At 58.3% G+C, this 19,482-nt stretch carries 13 protein-coding genes; 2 read left to right on the plus strand and 11 right to left on the minus strand.

The window, feature by feature from the left end:
• Positions 1–13: 13 nt before the first annotated feature.
• The 7 genes from ACFFSY_RS24670 to ACFFSY_RS24700 all read right to left on the minus strand — a co-directional run bounded on the left by ACFFSY_RS24670 (position 14) and on the right by ACFFSY_RS24700 (position 12,433).
• Entirely contained in the window at positions 14–832 is an 819-nt protein-coding gene (locus ACFFSY_RS24670; protein WP_377499278.1) for an ABC transporter permease, read from the minus strand.
• Positions 833–1,281: 449 nt separating this feature from the next.
• Complete coding sequence (locus ACFFSY_RS24675; protein ID WP_377499126.1) at positions 1,282–2,088, minus strand: ABC transporter permease; 807 nt, start codon at positions 2,086–2,088, stop codon at positions 1,282–1,284.
• Between the two features lie 312 nt (positions 2,089–2,400).
• Positions 2,401–4,839, minus strand: coding sequence for a beta-mannosidase (locus tag ACFFSY_RS24680; protein WP_377499128.1), 2,439 nt, complete (start codon positions 4,837–4,839; stop codon positions 2,401–2,403).
• Between the two features lie 28 nt (positions 4,840–4,867).
• Positions 4,868–5,914 carry a LacI family DNA-binding transcriptional regulator gene (locus tag ACFFSY_RS24685; RefSeq protein WP_377499130.1) on the minus strand — a complete coding sequence of 349 codons (1,047 nt, stop codon included), beginning with the start codon at positions 5,912–5,914 and terminating at the stop codon, positions 4,868–4,870.
• 222 nt (positions 5,915–6,136) lie between these two features.
• Positions 6,137–7,933: an ABC transporter ATP-binding protein gene (locus tag ACFFSY_RS24690; protein WP_377499132.1), complete on the minus strand. Its 1,797-nt coding sequence runs from the start codon at positions 7,931–7,933 to the stop codon at positions 6,137–6,139.
• Positions 7,930–9,150 (minus strand): AGE family epimerase/isomerase, encoded by a 1,221-nt coding sequence (locus ACFFSY_RS24695; protein WP_377499134.1) that lies wholly within the window; start codon positions 9,148–9,150, stop codon positions 7,930–7,932. Before ACFFSY_RS24695 ends, ACFFSY_RS24690 begins: the two co-directional genes overlap by 4 nt.
• Before the next feature lie 184 nt (positions 9,151–9,334).
• Positions 9,335–12,433, minus strand: coding sequence for a beta-galactosidase (locus ACFFSY_RS24700; protein WP_377499136.1), 3,099 nt, complete (start codon positions 12,431–12,433; stop codon positions 9,335–9,337).
• A gap of 98 nt (positions 12,434–12,531) precedes the next feature.
• On the opposite strand from ACFFSY_RS24700, the gene ACFFSY_RS24705 reads away from it, so the two are divergent.
• Positions 12,532–13,548 carry a LacI family DNA-binding transcriptional regulator gene (locus ACFFSY_RS24705; protein ID WP_377499138.1) on the plus strand — a complete coding sequence of 339 codons (1,017 nt, stop codon included), beginning with the start codon at positions 12,532–12,534 and terminating at the stop codon, positions 13,546–13,548.
• Positions 13,549–14,162: 614 nt separating this feature from the next.
• On the opposite strand, the gene ACFFSY_RS24710 is transcribed toward ACFFSY_RS24705, so the two are convergent.
• From ACFFSY_RS24710 to ACFFSY_RS24725, 4 genes are all read right to left on the minus strand, one after another.
• Entirely contained in the window at positions 14,163–14,921 is a 759-nt protein-coding gene (locus tag ACFFSY_RS24710; protein ID WP_377499140.1) for a response regulator transcription factor, read from the minus strand.
• An 81-nt stretch (positions 14,922–15,002) separates the two neighbouring features.
• Positions 15,003–15,833, minus strand: a complete 831-nt coding sequence (locus tag ACFFSY_RS24715; RefSeq protein WP_377499142.1) for a carbohydrate ABC transporter permease — start codon at positions 15,831–15,833, stop codon at positions 15,003–15,005.
• Between the two features lies 1 nt (position 15,834).
• A complete protein-coding gene (locus tag ACFFSY_RS24720) occupies positions 15,835–16,722 on the minus strand; it encodes a carbohydrate ABC transporter permease (RefSeq protein WP_377499144.1) in 888 nt (295 codons plus the stop codon).
• 109 nt (positions 16,723–16,831) lie between these two features.
• Positions 16,832–18,193: an ABC transporter substrate-binding protein gene (locus ACFFSY_RS24725; RefSeq protein WP_377499146.1), complete on the minus strand. Its 1,362-nt coding sequence runs from the start codon at positions 18,191–18,193 to the stop codon at positions 16,832–16,834.
• A 290-nt stretch (positions 18,194–18,483) separates the two neighbouring features.
• Between ACFFSY_RS24725 and ACFFSY_RS24730 the strand changes: the two genes are divergently transcribed.
• A complete protein-coding gene (locus tag ACFFSY_RS24730; protein ID WP_377499148.1) occupies positions 18,484–19,479 on the plus strand; it encodes a glycoside hydrolase family 113 in 996 nt (331 codons plus the stop codon).
• Positions 19,480–19,482: the final 3 nt, after the last annotated feature.

Genomic DNA, 19,482 nt, shown 5'->3' on the forward strand with positions numbered 1-19,482 from the left:
GTTGCCGCATGTTTTAGCCTTGGTAGCTGTCTCTCCATCGAAGCCATTTTCGCTCGAGCAACCGTACCAGGGAATCAATCAGCTTGCCGACGACCGCGAATAGCAGGATACCGACGAAAATGATGTCCGTCGTCGCGTTCTGCTTCGCTTCGTTGATGAGAAATCCGACGCCCGACCGCGAGCCGATCAGTTCGGCGACGACCAGGCCGATCCACGATACCGCCAGCGACAATCGGAGCCCGAGCAGGATATGCGGCGCCGCCGAAGGAATCGTCAACCGCGTCATTCGCTTGAGCGGCCGAAACTCCAGTACACGCGCTACCTCGAAAAGCTTGTTGTCGGCATTGCGGATGCCCAAATACGTATTCAAGTACATCGGGAAAAAGGCGCCGATCGCGATGATCACAACCTTCGACACTTCGCCAAAGCCGAACCAGAGAATGATGAGCGGCGCAATGGCAAGATGAGGCACGAGCCGCAGCAGCTGCACGCTTGGGTCCAGCACGTACTCCGCTTCCCGCAGCAGGCCGGTCAGCAAACCGATTAGAAGTCCGAGCGAGCCGCCGACCGCGAAGCCGGTCAGCGCGCGGCCGATGCTCACGCCAAGGTGATGCAGCAATTCGCCTGACCCGAGCAGACGAGCCAGTTGTTCCGCGATCGCAAGCGGCGTGGGCAGGAACTCGGGCGTTACATAACCTGCGCTCCCCACGAATTGCCAAGCCGCCAGCAGCACCACTGGCACAATCGAAGCCAATAGCAAGTCCTTGCCCGAGCGCTTCCAATAGCCGGGACGTCTTGGCTGGTCGGGCGATGCCGCATTAGCTGAATACAAGGCGCCAACTCGGGGACCCCTTAGACGGGAGTCTTCCCTCGCCCCGGTCTCCGGCCCCGCCCGGTATGCGCGTTCGCCCGGCGCTGACGCTAAGGTCGCTTCCACGATAATAGGATGCGGCGGCGCTGACGCAGGCAGCTGCGGGGATGCGCGGTTGTACGCCCGTGGGAGCGGCTGACGGTCCCCTTTGCCAGCGCCAGCGGCGTACTCGATCTGCGGGGATGCGCGACTGTCCGACCTCTGCGGCGGTTGGTGCAGTTGGTTCTCCTTGCTCGCACCGTACTCGTTGGCTTCTCCTTCGCCGCGCTCCCGAACCTCCGCTCTTGCTTGCTCGCTGCCTCCGGCTCCTGCGATCCCCGCTCCCCCTCCCCGGCTTGCCGGTTGCTCTGTATGCACGGGCCTCTTAACCGCCGCCGCTTCCGATCCATTGCTCATCTGTGTCGCCCCTTCTATCCTTTATAATTGTCCTGCCACCGAAGCAGCCTTCGCTCCGCGAGACGGACGAGCGAGTCGCTCAGCTTGCCTACCGCGGCGAAGATGAGAATGCCAACGAACACGACCGGCGTATCGCTGAATTGGCGGGCGTCCGACATGAGATACCCGATGCCCGAGGTGGAGGCGATTAGCTCCGCGACGACGAGTCCCAGCCAAGAGAGACCGACAGAGAGACGCACGCCCAACAACACATTCGGCAGCGCAGCCGGAATCACCAGGCGAGTAATTAGCTTAAGCCGGCTAAAACCCAATACTTTGGCAACTTCAAACAGCTTGTTATCGACATTGCGAATGCCAAGGAACGTATTGATGTAGAGCGGGAAGAAGGCGCTCTTGGCGATAAGAAGCACTTTGGATTCCTCGCCAATGCCGAACCACAGAATGAAGAGCGGAACGATCGCCAAACTGGGCACCATGCGAATCATCTGAATCGTTGGATCCAGTACCCGCTCCGTCACCCGAAACAACCCCACCGCAAGCCCCAGCAGCAGTCCGAGCCCGCCGCCGAGCGCAAAGCCGGCCAACGCGCGCGCCAGGCTGATCTGCAAATGTTCGGCGAGCGCGCCGGACGAGGCCAGCGCGAGGAACGCTTCCGCGATCGTGTAGGGCGTCGGGAAGAGCAGCGGCGAGATGCGCTCGTAATGCCCGAGCACCTGCCACGCCGCCAGCAGCGCGAGCGGGAACGCGAATCCCAGCGCTGCGATCGTGCTTTTCTTATAGACTCTTCTTCCCGTTAGCACCCCGGCCTTCGGTCCGTTCATGATCGCTTCTCCCCTTTGTCCGTTCATGTGACGTTCGTGCCTCGCACTTGACGCAAACGCAAAAAGAGACATGCTCATTCGAGTATGTCTCCGCAGATACGGTTGACGATATAGGCAGTCTCGTTATTACCCGGAACGTGAAGAGGCTTCCGATTATAAGAATCGAAAGCCTCCAATTGGTTTGGTAGACGGTATGCGGATGTCAGAACTATTAAGCAAATTATTCCGATGAATCAAGTGTGCTATTAAGGTAGCATGGCCGGATGGGGCTGTCAAGCAAAACATGAGTCTCCCGGCAACACTGGCATGACCTTACACGTACCCGATGGCGGTTACCCCGTTCAAGCATAACAGCGCCGGCTTGGCGTCCCCTTGCAGCGCGTCTGTTGGCAGCGTGATCCTGCGCGTCTCTCCAGCCTTCAGATCGAAGCCATTATCGCTAAGCGGCCCCCTCGCGTCCGAAATCCACACGTCCTTCGCGAACACGCGGCTTGTTACATTCCATTCTTCGCCTTCCGCCGTCGCCTGGCGTTCGATGTCGAAGTCAGGCGACTTCAAACGGAGGGCATGCGGCTTGCCCAGCAAGTAGCTATTGCGTGCCAGAAGTCGTTCGTCCTCGTACAGGTGGACGAACAGCACGATGCGGGACGGGTCGTATCCGCCGATCTCTACTTGACCGACACGGGTCGACCGGTATCCGCTACCGACAGCTTCAAGCTCTACGGTATGCACCGCCGTCTCAGATTCGATGTCATACAGCTCGGCCACGATTTTACCTTGGAAGTCGCCGCGCTCGTGAATGAGATATAGCTCGGCGATGCCCGAACCGGAGGCGATTTTGGCCAGCGCGTTCGGCGTTCGGAAGCTGCGTTTCATCGCGTAATACGACGGCTTGTACACTTTGTCGTAGTCCAGGAGCGACCAGCTGATCGATGGCCACAGATCGCTCCATTGCCAGATTAGCGCGCCGGACGTATCCGGCATGCGGGAGATGCAATGCTCCACGGCCAGCCTCAACGCGCTTGCCTGCATCAGCTGATTCACGTAGACGAACTCCCGCTTGGTCGCCGGCAGCCGGTAATCGCCGGACGTATAGTACATGAGCCGCTGCAGGCCGTTAGGCGCCTTCTGCATGCTGTCGAATTTCGGATCGCGCAGATCCGCCTCGGGGTCGACGGAATCCAGCACGCGCATGGATGGGTACGATTGCATGCCGAATTCCGATAAGAAGCGGCCGTTCACATTGCCGTAATCTTCGTACGGGTGCGTGCGCCCCCACACATGCCAATAGTGCATATCGCCGCACGATTCGTTGTTCGCCGAGCTATCGACGCTCAAGTCATACGGGCTGGTCGGCCAATAAGGCCGCAGCGTATCCACGGCCGCCGCATCTGCGAGCACCTCGAAGAACAGTCTCTCGCCATACCCTTCGCGGCGCGTCCGCTTGCTATTCACGATAAAATGCTGGTTCTCGTTGTTGCCGCACCACAAGACGATGCTCGGATGATCGCCGAGCTCCGCGATGACATGGTCCGCCTCCCGGCGCACGAGCGCGCAGAATTCGTCATCGTCCGGATAATCGCCGCATGCGAACATGAAGTCCTGCCAGACCATGATGCCGAGCCGGTCGCATGTTTCGTAGAACGCCTGATTCTCGTACGTGCCTCCGCCCCAGATACGAATCATGTTCATGTTCGCAGCCGCGATGGCTTCAATTTCGTGCACGTAATCCTGCGGGCTGTCGAGATTCGGATACAGCGTAAGCGGAATCCAATTGACGCCTTTGCATAGAACGGGCACACCGTTGATCTCGAACACGAACTTACGTCCTTGTTCGTCGTATGGCTGAGTGATCCGTACTTCACGCACCCCGACCGTGCACGCCGACCCCGATGTCGAGCCTTCTGCGTTCACTTCGACTTCAAGCCGGTATAACGGCTGTTCACCATAGCCAGCTGGGTACCATCGCTTCGGATCGAGTATTGTCAGCGATGCAGCCGATTCGTTCATGCCAGGCGCAAGCTCGGCAGACGCTGAATGCACGGCAATGACGGTCTCGCCATCGAGCAACCGCCAGCTAATCGTGGCGGAATTCGCCGCACCGGTCGTATTCGCGATCTGTACGCGCGCGGTCACGATTGCTTGCGAATCCGATACATACGGCAGCTGGTAGACCGGCTTCTCCGCGCGAATGCCGCCATGCGCTTCGATGCGGACCGATTGATGGATGCCGACGGTTACGAGCCTCGGCCCCCAATCCCAACCATAGCCGTATTGGGCTTTGCGCCCGAACAGACGCGCGGGGATCCCGTTCCACAGCTTCAGCTGATCGCCGAACAGGCGCTCCTTCTCCAGCAGCGTACGGGTGGGCGACGCGATGCGCACGAGCAGCTCGTTATCCTGCTCGGCGAGTTTCGTAATGTCGCAGCGTACGGGAATCCACATATTCTCCGTGCTCGCGATCGTCTGGCCGTTCAGCACGATCTCGGCATACGTGTCGATGCCTTCGAACACCAGCTCGATTGTAGGCGAACCGAGCACGTCTGGGGACAACTCGAACCGGCGGCTATACGTCCAATCGTCGTGCTCGACCCATTCGATCTTCCCTTCGAACAGCGTATCGGTTGGATTCGGCAGGACGCCTTGTTCGGTCAAATCCTTCTGAACGAAACCCGGGACGGACGCCGCGTACGTCGCACCCGTCCGTTCGTTCTTCACCGTCCAAACGCCATCAAGCATGCTAATGATCATGTAGAGAAGCACCTCTCGTCTTTAGAATCTACGACATACTCCGCAAAGTATCGCCGGGAATAAAAGGTCCGTTGATCAACAATTTCTCGCAAGGACGCTCCGGGTTGCGAAGACGGTCCATCAGCACATCGACCGCCCGCTTGCCCATCAGCTCATTCGGCACTTCGATCGTGCTGATACAAGGAAGATCGGCTGGTCCCGGCGTATGATCGAAGCCCGTCACGGACACATCCTCAGGCACGCGGACACCGTGTTCGCGCAGCGCGCGGACGACGAGCTGCGCGTGAGAATCGTTCGCGCATACGAACAGCGACGGCCAGCGTTTGCGGGCTTTCATTCGGGACAGCTCCGCTTCGATGATGCCATGGACGTCGTCGCCTATCCGAAGCAGCGGGTCGTCATTAGGCGGAATCGGCAGCGATTCCTCCTCCAGCGCGATCCGGAAGCCGAGCAGACGGTCATGGAAGCTGCGGGAATACGAGGCATCGCCGACGAACCGCATATCCGCGTGCCCCATCCGCACCGCCCGTTTGGTCAGCTGGCGCATGCAATCGTAATTGTTCATGAACACCGTATCGGTCGGCACATCTTCATCTTCGTGGTCGATCAGCACGGCGGGAATTCCAGAAGCGCGAATCTCGCCAAGCAGCGTGCCTGCGATATATCCGATACCGATCAGTCCGAGCACGCCGTCTGGATTGATGCTGTTCATCAACCGCTCCGAGCTGCTTTCGGTTACCATCATGACGCCGAAGTCCCTGGCGGTGAGCTCAGCGAGCACGCCGTCGATAATGCGGCCCCAGTACGAGGATTCCCGGCTCTGGAAGCGAACGTTGGGCATAAGAATGATGACCGTGCCGGTAATCGCCTCCGAACGTTTGTCCGGGCTCTCCTGGAGCTCCGCTTTCTTGCGGCTCATCTTGATCGTCTTGCGGTAGCCAAGCTGCTCAGCCGCCTCGACGATTCGGCTGCGCGTTTCTTCCGCGACGCCCGGCTTGCCTGATAGCGCCTGCGAAACGGCGAATTTGGATACGCCGACTTGGCGCGCGATTTGTTCCATCGTGACCTTCTTCATTCCTACCACTCCGGTCTATGCGTTATTATGCTTCATATTTGTTATCCTAAATATAACTGAATGTTAGGTGCATAACAATGCTGATCAATCATAACGAATCGCAATAGTTAGCCAGAATGGCGGTAATCGGCTCCATTATGCATGTATATAGCCAGACTAAAGCAGCCCTCGCCGCTTAACGGCGGAGCTGCTCGTCGCGAAGAAAATAACGAAGGTATAACGTTAGGCCTGCAGTTGTTTCAATTCATAGAAAGCGCCGCGAGCGCCGATCAATTCCTCGTATGTTCCGACCTCCGCGATCCGCCCGTTGTTCATGACGACGATCCGGTCGGCGTCGCGAATGGTGGACAACCGGTGCGCAACGATAAAAGTGGTACGGTCTCGGACCAGCTCCTGCATCGCCTTCTGCACGACGTGCTCGGATATGTTATCGAGCGCAGAGGTTGCCTCGTCGAGCAAAATGACGCGAGGCTCCCGGATCATCGCCCGGGCGATCGCGATGCGTTGACGCTGCCCGCCAGACAGCTTGCCGCCGTGCTCGCCGATCATCGTATCCAGCCCTTGCGGCATCGCGTCAATGACGTCCTGCAGGTTCGCAAGCTGGATGACGCGCCGCAACTTCTCCTCCGTCACGCCCTCTAGCCCATACGCAATATTGTCGCGGATCGTCCCCGAGAAAAGCACGGTCGACTGCGGGACGACGGCGAGATTGTGCCGGAAGCTGCGCATGTCCAGTTCATCGAACGGAATGCCGTCCACCTTCACCGTACCCGAGGTCGGCCGATAGAAGCCGATCGCCAAGTTCAGCACGGTCGACTTGCCAGCTCCCGACGCGCCGACGAACGCAATCGTCTCGCCTGCGCGCACGTGCAAGCTGAAATCTTCCAGCACATGCTTATCGGTGTCGCCGTAGCTGAATCGGACGCGGTCGAATTCGATGTCGCCTTTGACAATGCCGATTTGTTTCGTGCCTTCATAACCCTCGGTATCCGTGGATAGCAGCACCTCGGATACGGAATGAATCGATTCCATTCCTTTGGCGATCTGCGGATACACGACGATAATTTGGTTGACCGCCATCAGAATCGAGGAGAAGAAGCCCTGATACATGATTACGTCGCCGACGTTGATGACGCCGCGTTCGACCTGAATGCAGCTGAAACCAAGACATAGCATCTGGAACAGCGTAAAGGTGACCCAGCTGGATGAGCCGAACCACGCTTCCATGACGTCCAGCTTATAGCCTTTGGTTTTGATACTGCGCAACGTTTGATCCACCTTGTGGATCGCCGTCTCTTCCAGACCATGCGCCCGCGTGACGGGGATCATCTCCACCGTCTCCGCCACCTGACCGGACATCTGCTCCACTTCCCTGCGGAATTCGCGGTTGCCAAGCTGAATGCGCCGGCGGAACAAGAAGACGAGCCCGATGGCGAACGGGATAACGAGGATGAAGAACGACGCAATCGTCACGCTCGTCGTCAACGTGATCGCAAGCGCTACGACGACGTTAAGCACGGCCGGTACGAATGCGTACATCATCTGCTTGGACATCGTCTCGATCGCCTCGACGTCCCGCAGCACCTTCGACTGCATTCGGCCGGACTTCATGTCGCTATGATAGGACATGGACAATCGCTGCAGCTTGCGAATCAGCGTGCCGCGCAGCGCGGCTTCAATATGACGGGAAGCCCGGCTCATGAAGCTGACGTGCGCGATCTGAGTCGGAATGTTCTGCACAATGACGGCTGAGACGATCGCCAGATCGATCCACAGCCAGCCAAGTCCTTGAACGGTCGGATCGCTGAGATGGTTGATCATATCCGCCGTAATGATCGGAATCGCCCAAACAGGCGAATGTTTGATGAGGAAGAAGAATGCCGATAGCGCCAGATTAAGACGCTGCCCGCGGTACAAGGCGAGCAGCGCGCGCAGCGCCTTCCCTTGCTTGATATGCCCCTGTTCGAACAGCTTCTCCACGTTCAGCGACTGCGCTTCGGTTGTCGTGGCGGAATTCATGGCGCGCTCTTCTGCTCCCCTGCATCGTGCGCCAGCCGCTCGATCATCTCCAGACAGGCGCGGCCATTGTGGTACGGGCATTTCCACGGGTTAGCCTTGATTCGCGAGAGCGGCTCGCCCTTCTCCGTGACGCTCCAATACCATTCGCCGTACTGCGCATCGACTAGATTTTCGCGAATGAAACGCCAGGCCCCCAGCGCGGCTTCCCGGTACTGCTTCTCGCCCGTCAATTGATAGGCATTGAAGAAGCCGACCATCGCTTCCGCCTGCGGCCACCAATCTTTGTTCCGGTCGATGAGCCCTTCCGACGTCCCTTCATTCCACAGTCCGCCGTCCGCATCGACGCCCTCCGCCAACGTAGCCGCGGCCATCCGAACCGCCGCTTCCTTCGCCCGTTCGATCAAGCCGGCATCGCCCAGCACGTCGGCCGCTTCCGTGATCAGCCAGCTGCCTTCGATGTCATGGCCGTACGAAATATGATCCGACTGCACGTGCCATGCGTCGTCGAAGAACAGATGAAAATGTCCGTTCGCCCCATTAACGATGCGTTCCAGCGTCAGCTCGATGACCGCGGTCATCTGCTGCCGAAGCTCTCCCTCCGGCCATACGCGGTACAAATTCGTATACGCCTCCATAATATGGAGGTGATTGTTCATGGTCTTCTCGGCCTTCACGCCGTGGTGGCTCAAGCTGTAGTCCTCGAATCGCGCCCAATCGCGAGCCAGCGCCTCGAAGTAGCCGCCGTGAACCCGATCATAGGCATGTCGTTCCATATTCCGGAAGATTGCGATAGATTGGGTAAGCGCCTGCTCGCTGCCGGTTGCGCGAACGTATTCCGATAGGGCGTACACTGCGAACGCTTGGCCGTATACTTGCTTCTTGTCTTCTACCGGCTCGCCGTCCGCGTCGACCATCCAATACATGCCGCCGTGAACCGGATCTGTGAATTTCTCCGTCAAATACCGATAGGCGCGTACAGCCATATCCAAGTATCGTTGATCGCCCGTCGTCCGATAGGCAGAGGAGAACGTCCACAGCAATCTCGTATTCAGCACCAGGCTGCGGCGCGCGGACGGATTGGGCGTCCCATCTTCCGCGATCTCGCCAAAGAATCCGCCCCTCTCCTCATCTACCGCGTGCGTCATCCAAAACCGCAAAATGCCGTCCTTCCATTCCCGCTCGATCTCTTCCTGCCAAGCCGCGGCTGTCAAGCTCATGCCGAATGCTCCTCTCTCCATGCTTGTTCTCTCTGGCTGTTCATCTGCAACTTCGCTTCTTAGCCTCGCAAGGCGGACGGAGGCGGGCATTCTCTTCCGTGCGATCGATCGCGCCGATAGAATCGCAAGCTCCCACGCATGTTGAGCCCCTCCCCCGCCCGCTCGAAGCCGTAGTCGCGATTGATTAGGTCAGTTGGTTATGCCGCGTCTGAATACTTACTTCGTCCGGGCGGCAGACCGCCTGGATTTCGCCCTTCACGTCCGCGAAGAACAGGACGCTGCGCTCGCGTTCCAGCTTGAAGGCATAGCTTGCGCCCGTCGCCGGATCACCCACCTCGATGTCCGCATCGCTTCCGAGTTCCGAGACGAAGACGTATAAGCTGCCTTCGTGGAAAGCAAGCTTGCGCCCGAATACGCCCGGAAGCTCGCCGCCTTTGCGCCACTCCATTTCCTGGCCGACGCCCGCCTTCGCCAGCGCCTGCTCGTAGACGGCCTGAATGACGTCCTTGCGTTCGTTCAGCTCCACAGGCAGCGGGCACCAGATGAGCGTGCCCCGCCCGACCGGAACCGTAACCAGCTTCGCCGCTCCCGTGTCACCCGCAGGTACTTCCTTGTTCGTATCCGCGATCCGCTGGCCGCCGAAGGATACCGGATAGATGCTCCCATCCAAGTCAAGCAGCTCTTCCCGGCGAATGTTGACAACTTCCGTCTCGCCGACCAAATCCGCCGCCCGCTTGTTTACGGCCCAATACGCATCCAGGCTGATCGGTCCCGTAAGCAGCAGCGTGCCGCCTTTCTCCGAGATTCGTCCGATCAGCTGCTTGAGCGCTTCGTCGCGGAAATTATGCGCGCTCGGCACGGCAATCAGCGGTACATGCTCGTCGCCAAGCCGCTCCAACTGGTATTCGCCGATGCCGCGAACCGGCAGCTTCATATCATAGGCGAGCGTCCGCACGAGACGGCTCGTTGCATCGTATGCGAGTCTGCGATTGCCCAGGTCGTTAGAATACGGGAACACGATCGCGATCTCTTCGAGCTTGCGGCCGGCGAACTGACTGCCCACCTGCTTCATGAACGCGCCGAACTGATAGGAGACGTCCGTCTCCGGCTTCTCCGTGCCGTCTGCCCGCAGCGCGCCAATGTTCGATTCGTTCACGTTGTTCATATAGAAATTCGTGTTCCACACCCATTGCACCGCTCCTGCGCCGCCTGTAGCGAATGAATACGCGTATTTGCGCTCCAGGATGCCGCGAAGCTCCTCTTCGCTCCGCTTGGCTTTGCCATCGGCCGTCTCGACGTACATGATGCCGGTCTCCTGGACGAGGTTCGGCTTCTGCGGATCCTTCGTGAACACGCCGTCCCAGACGAGATTGTCCATCTCCCACCACGTATGCACGGTTGTGTAATCGACCGCTTCGGCATAGAAGAATGGCGTTGGACGCTGCGACGGCAGCCCTTCGTCCTGCCCGACCGTCACGAGCTGGTTCGGCACGATCCGTTTGATAGAGGCCGTCAATTCAGACGCCCATACGTTGTGCATATCCTGGGAGAAGAGGCAGTAGTCGAGCCAGCGAAGCCCCCGCTTCATGCCGCCAACGTCCTGCACGCTGAAGTTGATGTCGGACGGCTCCGGCGCGATTGCCGCTTCGAAATCCGGCAGCTCGGCCGGCGTCATGTTCCACCGCTCTTGCAGCGCTTCGATCGTGCCGTGCCGCTCGCGCAGCCAAGCGGAGAAGCGCGCCTTCTCGAACGGGTCGCGCGCCGAGCGCGGACCTTGGAACAGCCGCTTCGGATCGAACATGGTCGGCTCGTTGATCAAATCCCACTGCACGTTGTTCGTCTCCGTGTGCCGGGAGACGACCGAGGCGATGAACCGCTTCTGCGCCTCGACGCTTCGCGGATCGAGATAAGGATTGACGCCCTCCCATGTCTCCGGCGTGAAGGAGAAGAAGTTGAACGTCAGCTCCAGTCCGTGCCGGGCCGCCGTCAGGATGAACGCGTCGATCGCCCGCAGCGTCTCCTCCGTCGTATGACCGTCGACGAATGCGAAGTTCCGCCATGCCGTCCAGATGCCGGTACGGATCAGGTTAATGCCCGCCTTCTCCATCTGAGCCATATCGCGGTTCCATGCGGATACGTTCGGCAAGAACAGGAATTTGCGCGCCACGTCCGAGGTCATGTACGTCATGCCGACGATTGGCATCGGCTTGCCGTTCTTCTCGAAGTAATCGCGTCCGCAGCGAAGCGATTCCCCCTTCGCAAGCAGCTCGCGGTCCATCCCCCAGAAGCCTTGTCGCAGCGTCCGGCGCTCGCCGTCGCTAGCGGTCAGCGTGCAGACAATCTCGTACAGCCCCGGCTCAGCGGCAATTGGCAGCACCGTACGCAGGAAGCCGATATCATTCGACGTCTTCAGCTCGCCTTCTCCGCTCCAAGCTTCGGCGCCTTCGCGCAGGACGCTCAGCACATAACGCCACGAACGCGAGTCCGAGCGCCGGATGATCTGATGCTGCACCGAGAGCACCGGCTTCTCGCCCGGCTCATAGCTGGCATAATTCGGCTTGACCCATGCTTCCGTTACCGGCCGTCCGGCGAAAGACGCCCACTCGCGCAGCGCCTGCGCGCCGCCGCCGTGCCAGAACGACTCGCCAAGCTGCTGGTTGATCATCACCCACCGGCCCCCAGCATAATCGCCTTTGGTATGCTCCAGCAGCACGACTGGCGCCGCTACCTCGCGCCCCGTCTTGGAGATGCCCTTCAACAGCGGATAGATGTGGGCATCCATCGGACCGCTAGACCCGAGCTGGTCCGGATGGTCGTCGCTGCGCGTGACGTGCAGAATAAGACCGTACGTATCTTCGATGTCGAACAATCCTTCGCGAGATGCCAAGAGCGGGAAATCCGGATTATGCGCCAGCGACGCGATTGGATCACGTTTGACGCGAAGCGTCTCATGCATGAGCAGCTGCGCGTGATATGCGGTCTGCTCGCGCTCGACCTTCCATGCGCCGCCCTCTTCGTTAACCGGATTCTTGAACGGCGCGCCGCCCGCATGCAGCAGCCCTTTGCCTGCCCGAAGATGCTGGAGGATCGCATGCCAAGCCGTCTTCGGGAAATAAGGTCCGTGCAAATGAACGAGACAATCGCCGCCTTCCCCAGCAAGCGCCTCGGCAAGTTCGTTCGCGTTCGCAATGCGGAATTCCGCGCTAAGCTTCTCCAGCGTCTCGGCTGTCAGCGGTTGACCAGGATATGGGAAAGATTCATCATAAAATAATACAGGCTTCATGGAGGAGCCTCCTTGTTAGGTATGTTTGGTTCGTGTTATGATTTTCTCAGTCAATTTAAGCGTTATGCCAGCAACCGTCAAGAGGAGAATCCGAACTTATGGCTAAAGTTTCGATGCAAACAATCGCGGATCATCTCGGTTTGTCCAAATATTCCGTCTCACAGGCGCTCTCGGGCAAGCCTGGCGTCAGCGAGGAAACTCGCCAGCGCGTTTGGTCTGCCGCCAAAATGTTAGGTTACCGTTTGGCAAAAACAGACAGCGAAGCAGCTGCTGCCGAAACGCCAGCCTCCTATATTCTTATCTGGGTCGATGAGCGGCAAGCCCAGGACCCTGCATACTGGGGTCGTGTCTTGTCCGGCATCTCCGCCGGCGCAAGCGCCCTTGGTTGGCAGTATGTCATGACCTCCGGCGGCAATGCGGGACGGCCATCGTTCCCTCACTATCTGGACGAGCGGCTGTGCCTGGGCCATCTCATCGTCGGACAGATGCCGACAGGCTCGGTCGCGGCCATCTACCAAATGGGTCAGCCAATCGTGCTGATCGATCACCGCGATCCGTTAATCGAAGCCGATTCGGTGTTCAACGACAACGCGGAGAGCGGCGGACGGCTAGTCCGTCACCTCGCGCAAGCCGGCCGGCGGTCGCTGCTCTTCGTCGGCGACGATGCGTTCGCCGTCAGCTTCCGCGACCGGTGGACCGGATGCCGGCAGGCGGTGGAAGAATTAGGCGGACGGGCATCGGGCTGCGTGCTCCGCAAGCTGACGTTCCGGTATAAAGAGCAAGGGTGGCAGGAGAACTTGGCGCGTAAAGCAGAGCTGCTGCTCGCGGAACACGACATCGACGCCATCGTATGCGCGAACGACCATATCGCGCTCGAGCTTATCCAATTGTTGAAGAAGCGCGGCGTCGACATTCCGGCGCGATGCGCGGTCGTCGGCTTCGATAATATCGAACAGGCCGCCTACTTCGACCCGCCTCTGACGACGACGGAGCTGGCGAAGGAAGCACTCGGCTACCGCGGCGTCGAGCAGCTGGCCCGCCGAAGAGACAATCCCGGCGCGCTCGCCGAGCGCATCGCGTTGTCTTCCCGGCTGGTCGTGCGCCAATCCGGGTAGACGGCACCATAGGGCTTCGCCCTCTAAAACCCGCATTTCCCCCTCCGCCGAGGGGAACCATAGGGCTTCGCCCTCTGGACTCCCTTCTTCGTACAGCCACCATTGTTCGCGGTCGGCGGGTTGACTTGAGCGGGGCACGCTTTTGTCCTGTCGGACAAAGCTTCATGCGCGAGTCCCTCCCCCTTCCCCCTCCGCCGAGGGGAACCATAGGGCTTCACCCTCTGGACTCCCTTCTTCGTGCAGCCACTATGGCTCGCGGTCGGCGGGTCAGCTTGAGCGGGGCACGCTTTTGTCCTGTCGGACAAAGCTTCATGCGCGAGTCCCTCCCCCTTCCCCCTCCGCCGAAGGGAACCATAGGGCTTCGCCCTCTGGACTCCCTTCTTCGTGCAGCCACTATGGCTCGCGGTCGACGGGTCAGCTTGAGCGGGGCACGCTTTTGTCCTCGCGGACAAAGCTTCAGTGGATTTTAAATCAGCCCTAAGACTTAAGCCTGTCAACTATAGGCAATGGGTGGCTTCACCTAAATGACAAGAAGGCCCGCAGCCCCTTGGCCGCGAGCCTCCATCGGTTCGACTTCCTTGCCCTCGCCTCTGACTGGGGCGGGCGCTTACGTATTACGAATGGTGCTTCTCCTTATACTCTTTCGGCGTCATGCCGAAGGTCCGCTTGAACAGCTTGTTGAAGTAGACCGGGTCGTAATAGCCGACAAGCTGCGAGATTTCGTAGTTCCGCAGATGCGGATGATCGGTCAGGAATTGCTTTGCCTTCTCCATTCGCAGGCCGATCACGTAGTCGGTTAATGTAAGTCCCGTCTTGCCGCGGAACAGCCGGCTAATGTAGCTGGCGCTCATGCCGACCGCCTTCGCCAGCTGTTCGAGCTCGAAATTCTTGTTATACTCCGCGTTCAGAATCCGCTTGAGCTCCTCGACCGCATAGTGGTCCCGCTCCTCGCCTTCGCCAAGCGTCTCTTCCGCGTCTAGCAGCTTGGATTCGGCCACCGTGCCCTGATAGACCGAGTTCAATAGCTCATGCAGCTGCGCCGTATCCACCGGCTTCAGCAAGTAATCCTTCACGCCCATCCGCATCGCGAGCCTGGCGTACTCGAATTCTCCGTAACCGCTCAAGACGGCGATCGGCAGGTCACGGCGCGATTCCCGAACCTGCTCGATCAGCTTCAAGCCATCCATCATCGGCATTTTAATATCCGTTATAAGCAAATCGAGCGCGTCCGGCGCCAAATCGAGCACATGGGTCAGCGCATCCCGGCCGTTGGCATGAGAGCCGACGACATTGATCGGCAAGCTCATTCTCGACATGATTTTGGCTAGTCCCAACCGAATGAATTCCTCGTCGTCCACAATGATGATATTCACGCATTAACGCCGTCCTTCCGCCGAGCCTGTCTTTGTCCCACCAGTGTGCCGCATCGGCGGGGAAGTTGCAAGCCCCGCCTCTTATTTGACCGCGCCGTTGGTCACCCCTGCGAAAATGTAACGCTGCAAGAACAGATAGAGCAGCGCCGTCGGAATCATGATAATCAATAGCGCCGCGGATACCATCTGCCAATCCCCACTGTTATTGCCGAAGAAGCGCATGAGCGACGTCGAGACGACGACTTTCTCCGGACTTGGCAAATACAAGAGCGGCACGAAGAAATCGTTGTAGATGGCAATGACCTTCAAAATCGCGATCGTCGCCGTCGCCGGCACGAGCAGCGGGAAGATAATCGTGGTGAAAATTTTGAGCAGCGACGCGCCTTCCATCATCGCGCTCTCGTCCAGCTCGTACGGGATATTGCGGATAAATTGCAGGTAGATGAAAATCATGAGCACGTCCGCGCCGACGTACAGCAGCACCGGACCGCCGAGATGATCATGCAGGCCAAGCGACTGAATCGTCTTGAAGTTGACGACCTGCGTCGTGATGCCAGGAATGATCGTCGCGAACATGAACAGCCCGATGATGAAGCCGCTGCCCTTGAATTTGAAGCGGCCGACCGCATAGCAGAACGCCGAGCCAAGCGCGATATTCAGAATCAGCGTGCAGACGATGATGATAAGCTGGTTGCCGAATGCGGACGTCATATCCGCGGCTTGATAGGCTTTGCCGAAGTTGCCGAAATTCAGGAAGCTGTCCGGCAGCGACGTCGCCGGCTTCAAGTTGAATTCGTCGCGCGTCTTGAAGGCATTTGCCACGATGATGTACGGCGGGTAGAGCACGCCGAATACGGCAATAAGCAGGGAGAGGTATTTGACCGTCGTCCAGATCGGAGTTCGTCTTTCCATGTTAGTCTTGACCTCCCCGGTTCAGAAAATAACGTTGTATCGAAAGGAGCACGACGACGAAGACGAGCAGCACGACGCTCATCGCCGAAGCCAATCCGTAATCGTTGAATTGGAACGCCGTCTCCACGATTTTCATGACGAAGGTTTCGCTTGCGCCCGCCGGTCCGCCCTTGGTTACGATGTACGGCAGATCGAATACTTCCAGCGCGCCGGTCACGGTGAGGAATAGATTCAGCTCGATGATTCTGTACAAATTCGGCAGCGTAATATGGAGGAACGACTTCCAGCCCCCCGCTCCGTCGATCGCCGCCGCTTCGTAAATATCGGACGGAATCGCCTGCAGCGCTGCCAGATAGACGACCATGTTAAAGCCCATGAAACGCCAGAAGCCAATCGAGGCGAGCGTGTAGTTGATCATGCTTTCATTGCCGAGCCAGCTCGTGTCGCTGGCGAAGCCGAGATGGCCTAGCAGGAAGTTGAGCGAGCCCTGCGTCGTGTCGAACACGTAGCTGAACAAGTACGCGACCGCGACGCCGTTGAGAATGTAAGGCAGGAATAGCATAAGCCGGAAGAAGTTCCGACCTCTCAGCTTGCCGTTCAGAATTACAGCGAAGTAGATTGCGACAATGTTCTGCACGATGCCAACTGCGAAGTAGGCGAAGTTATTCTTGAATACGCCGAAAATCTCGGAATTGCTGAACACTTCCTTGTAATTGTCCCAGCCGATGTAGTCCGATGTCGGGCTCATCCCGTCCCAGTTCGTGAAACTAAGGCGGACCAGCTCAAGCGCGGGATAATACGCGAACGTCAGCAGCAGCAATACCGGAATGGCGACGAACGCGACGATAATGATTTTTTTCTGCGTGGAAAAGTTTAATCTGCCCAGCATGTAATCCCCTCCTCCCGAATCCTATCGCCTGACTAAGGCGGGCAAGGAAGCCGGCGCCCGGAAAGCGCGACTCCTGCCCCTTTTGATTATCCCAAGTCAAGCTTCTCTTTTATTGAACTTTCTTTCTTGCTTTCGCCCATTGCTCGTTCGCTTTGTCGATGACTTTGATCGGATCCTTCGACAGCACGAATTCCTGCACGAGCGCCTCTTGGTCGATTTTCGCTTCATTCTGAATCTGGGTGGCCTTGTCGCTGCCCGCCACCGCTTCGACGAACGTCGGGTTGTAGCCTTTGAACTCGGCCAGCTGCGCGAGTCCGGACTGCTTGTTCTTCAGCGTCGGGATGAAGCCTGCGAAGTCCTCGTAGCCGGATTCTTCGATCATCCATTGAATGAACGCTTTGGCTGCAGCCGTGTTGCCGCCTTTGTTCACCGCGTAGAAGAAGTCGGAGCCGAGCGGCGCCTTCGGCGTGCCGGAATTGTCAGCCGGGAACGGGAAGAAGCCGACATCCTCGGACTTGGCGCCTGCGCCGATAACTTGGTTGATGACCCAGTTGCCGAGGCCGTACATGGCGAACTTGCCGGTCGCGACGTCTTTCTTCGATTGCTCCCAGTTCGTGGAGTTGACGTCCTTCTCGAGGAAACCTTTGCTGTACATCTCGCGGATGATGCTCCAAGATTGGAAATAGGCGCTATCCTGCGCGTATGGCGTATCGGTCTCGGCACGCAGGTTGCCGACGTCCGGCTTGCCGGAGATGATCGAGACGACGTCATTCGACCATGCGCCGAGCGGCCATTTGTCTTTGAAGTTCGAAGCGAACGGCACGATGCCCGCGTCTTTCAACTTCTGACTGTCGGCATATAACTCATCCAACGTCTTCGGCACGTCCGTAATGCCCGCTTTGGCGAACGCCTGCTTGTTGTACACGATACCGAATGTGTTGCCGCCGGAAGAGATGCCGTAGCTTTTGCCCTCGAACGACTTCATGTCTTTGAAGTTGAGCTCGTCAGAGAATTGGATATCGTCGAGCGGCTCGAAATATTTCGGAAAATCGGAATTCGGAATCGCATCGGCGATCAGGACGACGTCCGGATATTTGCCGGAGGCGATCCGCACTTTAAGCTGAGAATTGTAGTCGTTGGCGATCGTCTCGAACTTCAGGTCGACGCCTGGGTATTTGGCCTCGAACTTCTTCTCGTAATCGTTGTACTCCTTGTCGATCATGTCGGTCCGGTTCGTCAGGAACGTAACCTCGCCCTTCACTTCGGAATTGGCGGCGCCTTCGTTCGTTGCGGCCGCATCGCCATCGGTCTTGCCGCTGTTTGCGCCTGCGTTAGCATTCGTGCCGGCGTTCGCGCCGTTTCCGCCGCCTTCCGCGGCTTCACCGTTGTTCCCGCCGTTATTGCCGCTCGAGCAGGCCGACATCGACAGCATCGCGACCAGTGTCATAGCGAGTAGTGCTGATTTTCTCATTTCCCATTCCCCCTGAATATTGGTATCGCTTTCATCGAGCACATGGTTAGTGTATCGCACGGCCAAACGAGAGAAAATGGTCTGAATTGTTATTTATAGTCTTGCTTTTACTTTTGCTAAAAAAATAATAACTTCCCCCTAACTTGACCACATAACATGCGATTAACCGTTTTCATTATGCTATTCAACGAAATTGTTAGGTATAAACGAAACAAATTGACCTTTTGTTATTCTATTTGTTATGATCAGGGCAAATGGTTGACGATCCTAAATGAGAGAGGCGAAATCGGATGAATAGGAACGAGAAGCAAGGCAGGTTCGATGATTACATCGCGGGTATGACATGGGGATGGACGGGCGTGCGCGGCACATGGGCCGCCCCGGAAGCGGAACGGTCGATGGAGGCGATGGCCGAGCGTCTCGGCGTCAATTGGACGGCGATCTCATTCGGAGCGCTGCAGGATCATCCCCAAGCGACCGAAATCAAGTTCGAGGAAGAACCAACGGTGACGGACGATGAAGTGCGCGGCGCGATCCGCAAGGCGAAGTCGCTTGGACTTAAGGTCGTATTGAAGCCGGTCGTCAACTGCCGGAACGGCACGTGGCGCGCGCATATTAATTTCTTCGATATCGACGTCCCTTGCGAGCCGAAGTGGTCGGATTGGTTCGCCTCCTATACCCGCTTCATGCTTCACTACGCGCGCATCGCCGAAGAGATGGGCGCTGACATGCTCTGCATCGGCTGCGAGATGGTGCAGACCGACCGCCGCGAGCAGGAATGGCGACAGCTCATCAAGGACGTGCGCGGCGTCTATTCCGGCCCGATTACGTACAACTGCGACAAGTATCAGGAGAACCAGGTCGCTTGGTGGGATGCCGTCGACGTCATCTCCTCGAGCGGTTACTATCCGATCGACGACTGGGAGACGCAGCTGGACCGGATCGAGCCGACCGTCCGCAAGTTCTGCAAACCCTTCTTCTTCATGGAAGCCGGCTGCCCTAGCCGCGTAGGATCGCCTTATGTCCCGAACGATTGGGGTCTTGTGGGCGCGCCGAGCGAGCAAGCCCAAGCCGACTGGTACAACGCCGCGTTCGCAGCCTGTGATGCTCGTCCCTGGGTGCAAGGATTCATGCTGTGGGACTGGCCGCCGAAGCTGTACACGCCTGAGGACGCCGCCGATAACGACGATTACTGCATGTACGCGAAGAAGGCGGAGCCGATCGTGCGCGATTATTACGCCAAGCGCCTGCGGGAATCTGATGCCGGACATGCGCAATCCGAGTAGTTC

Source organism: Paenibacillus aurantiacus (assembly GCF_042431225.1).
In the GTDB taxonomy this organism is placed as follows: Bacteria; Bacillota; Bacilli; order Paenibacillales; family Paenibacillaceae; genus Paenibacillus_Z; species Paenibacillus_Z aurantiacus.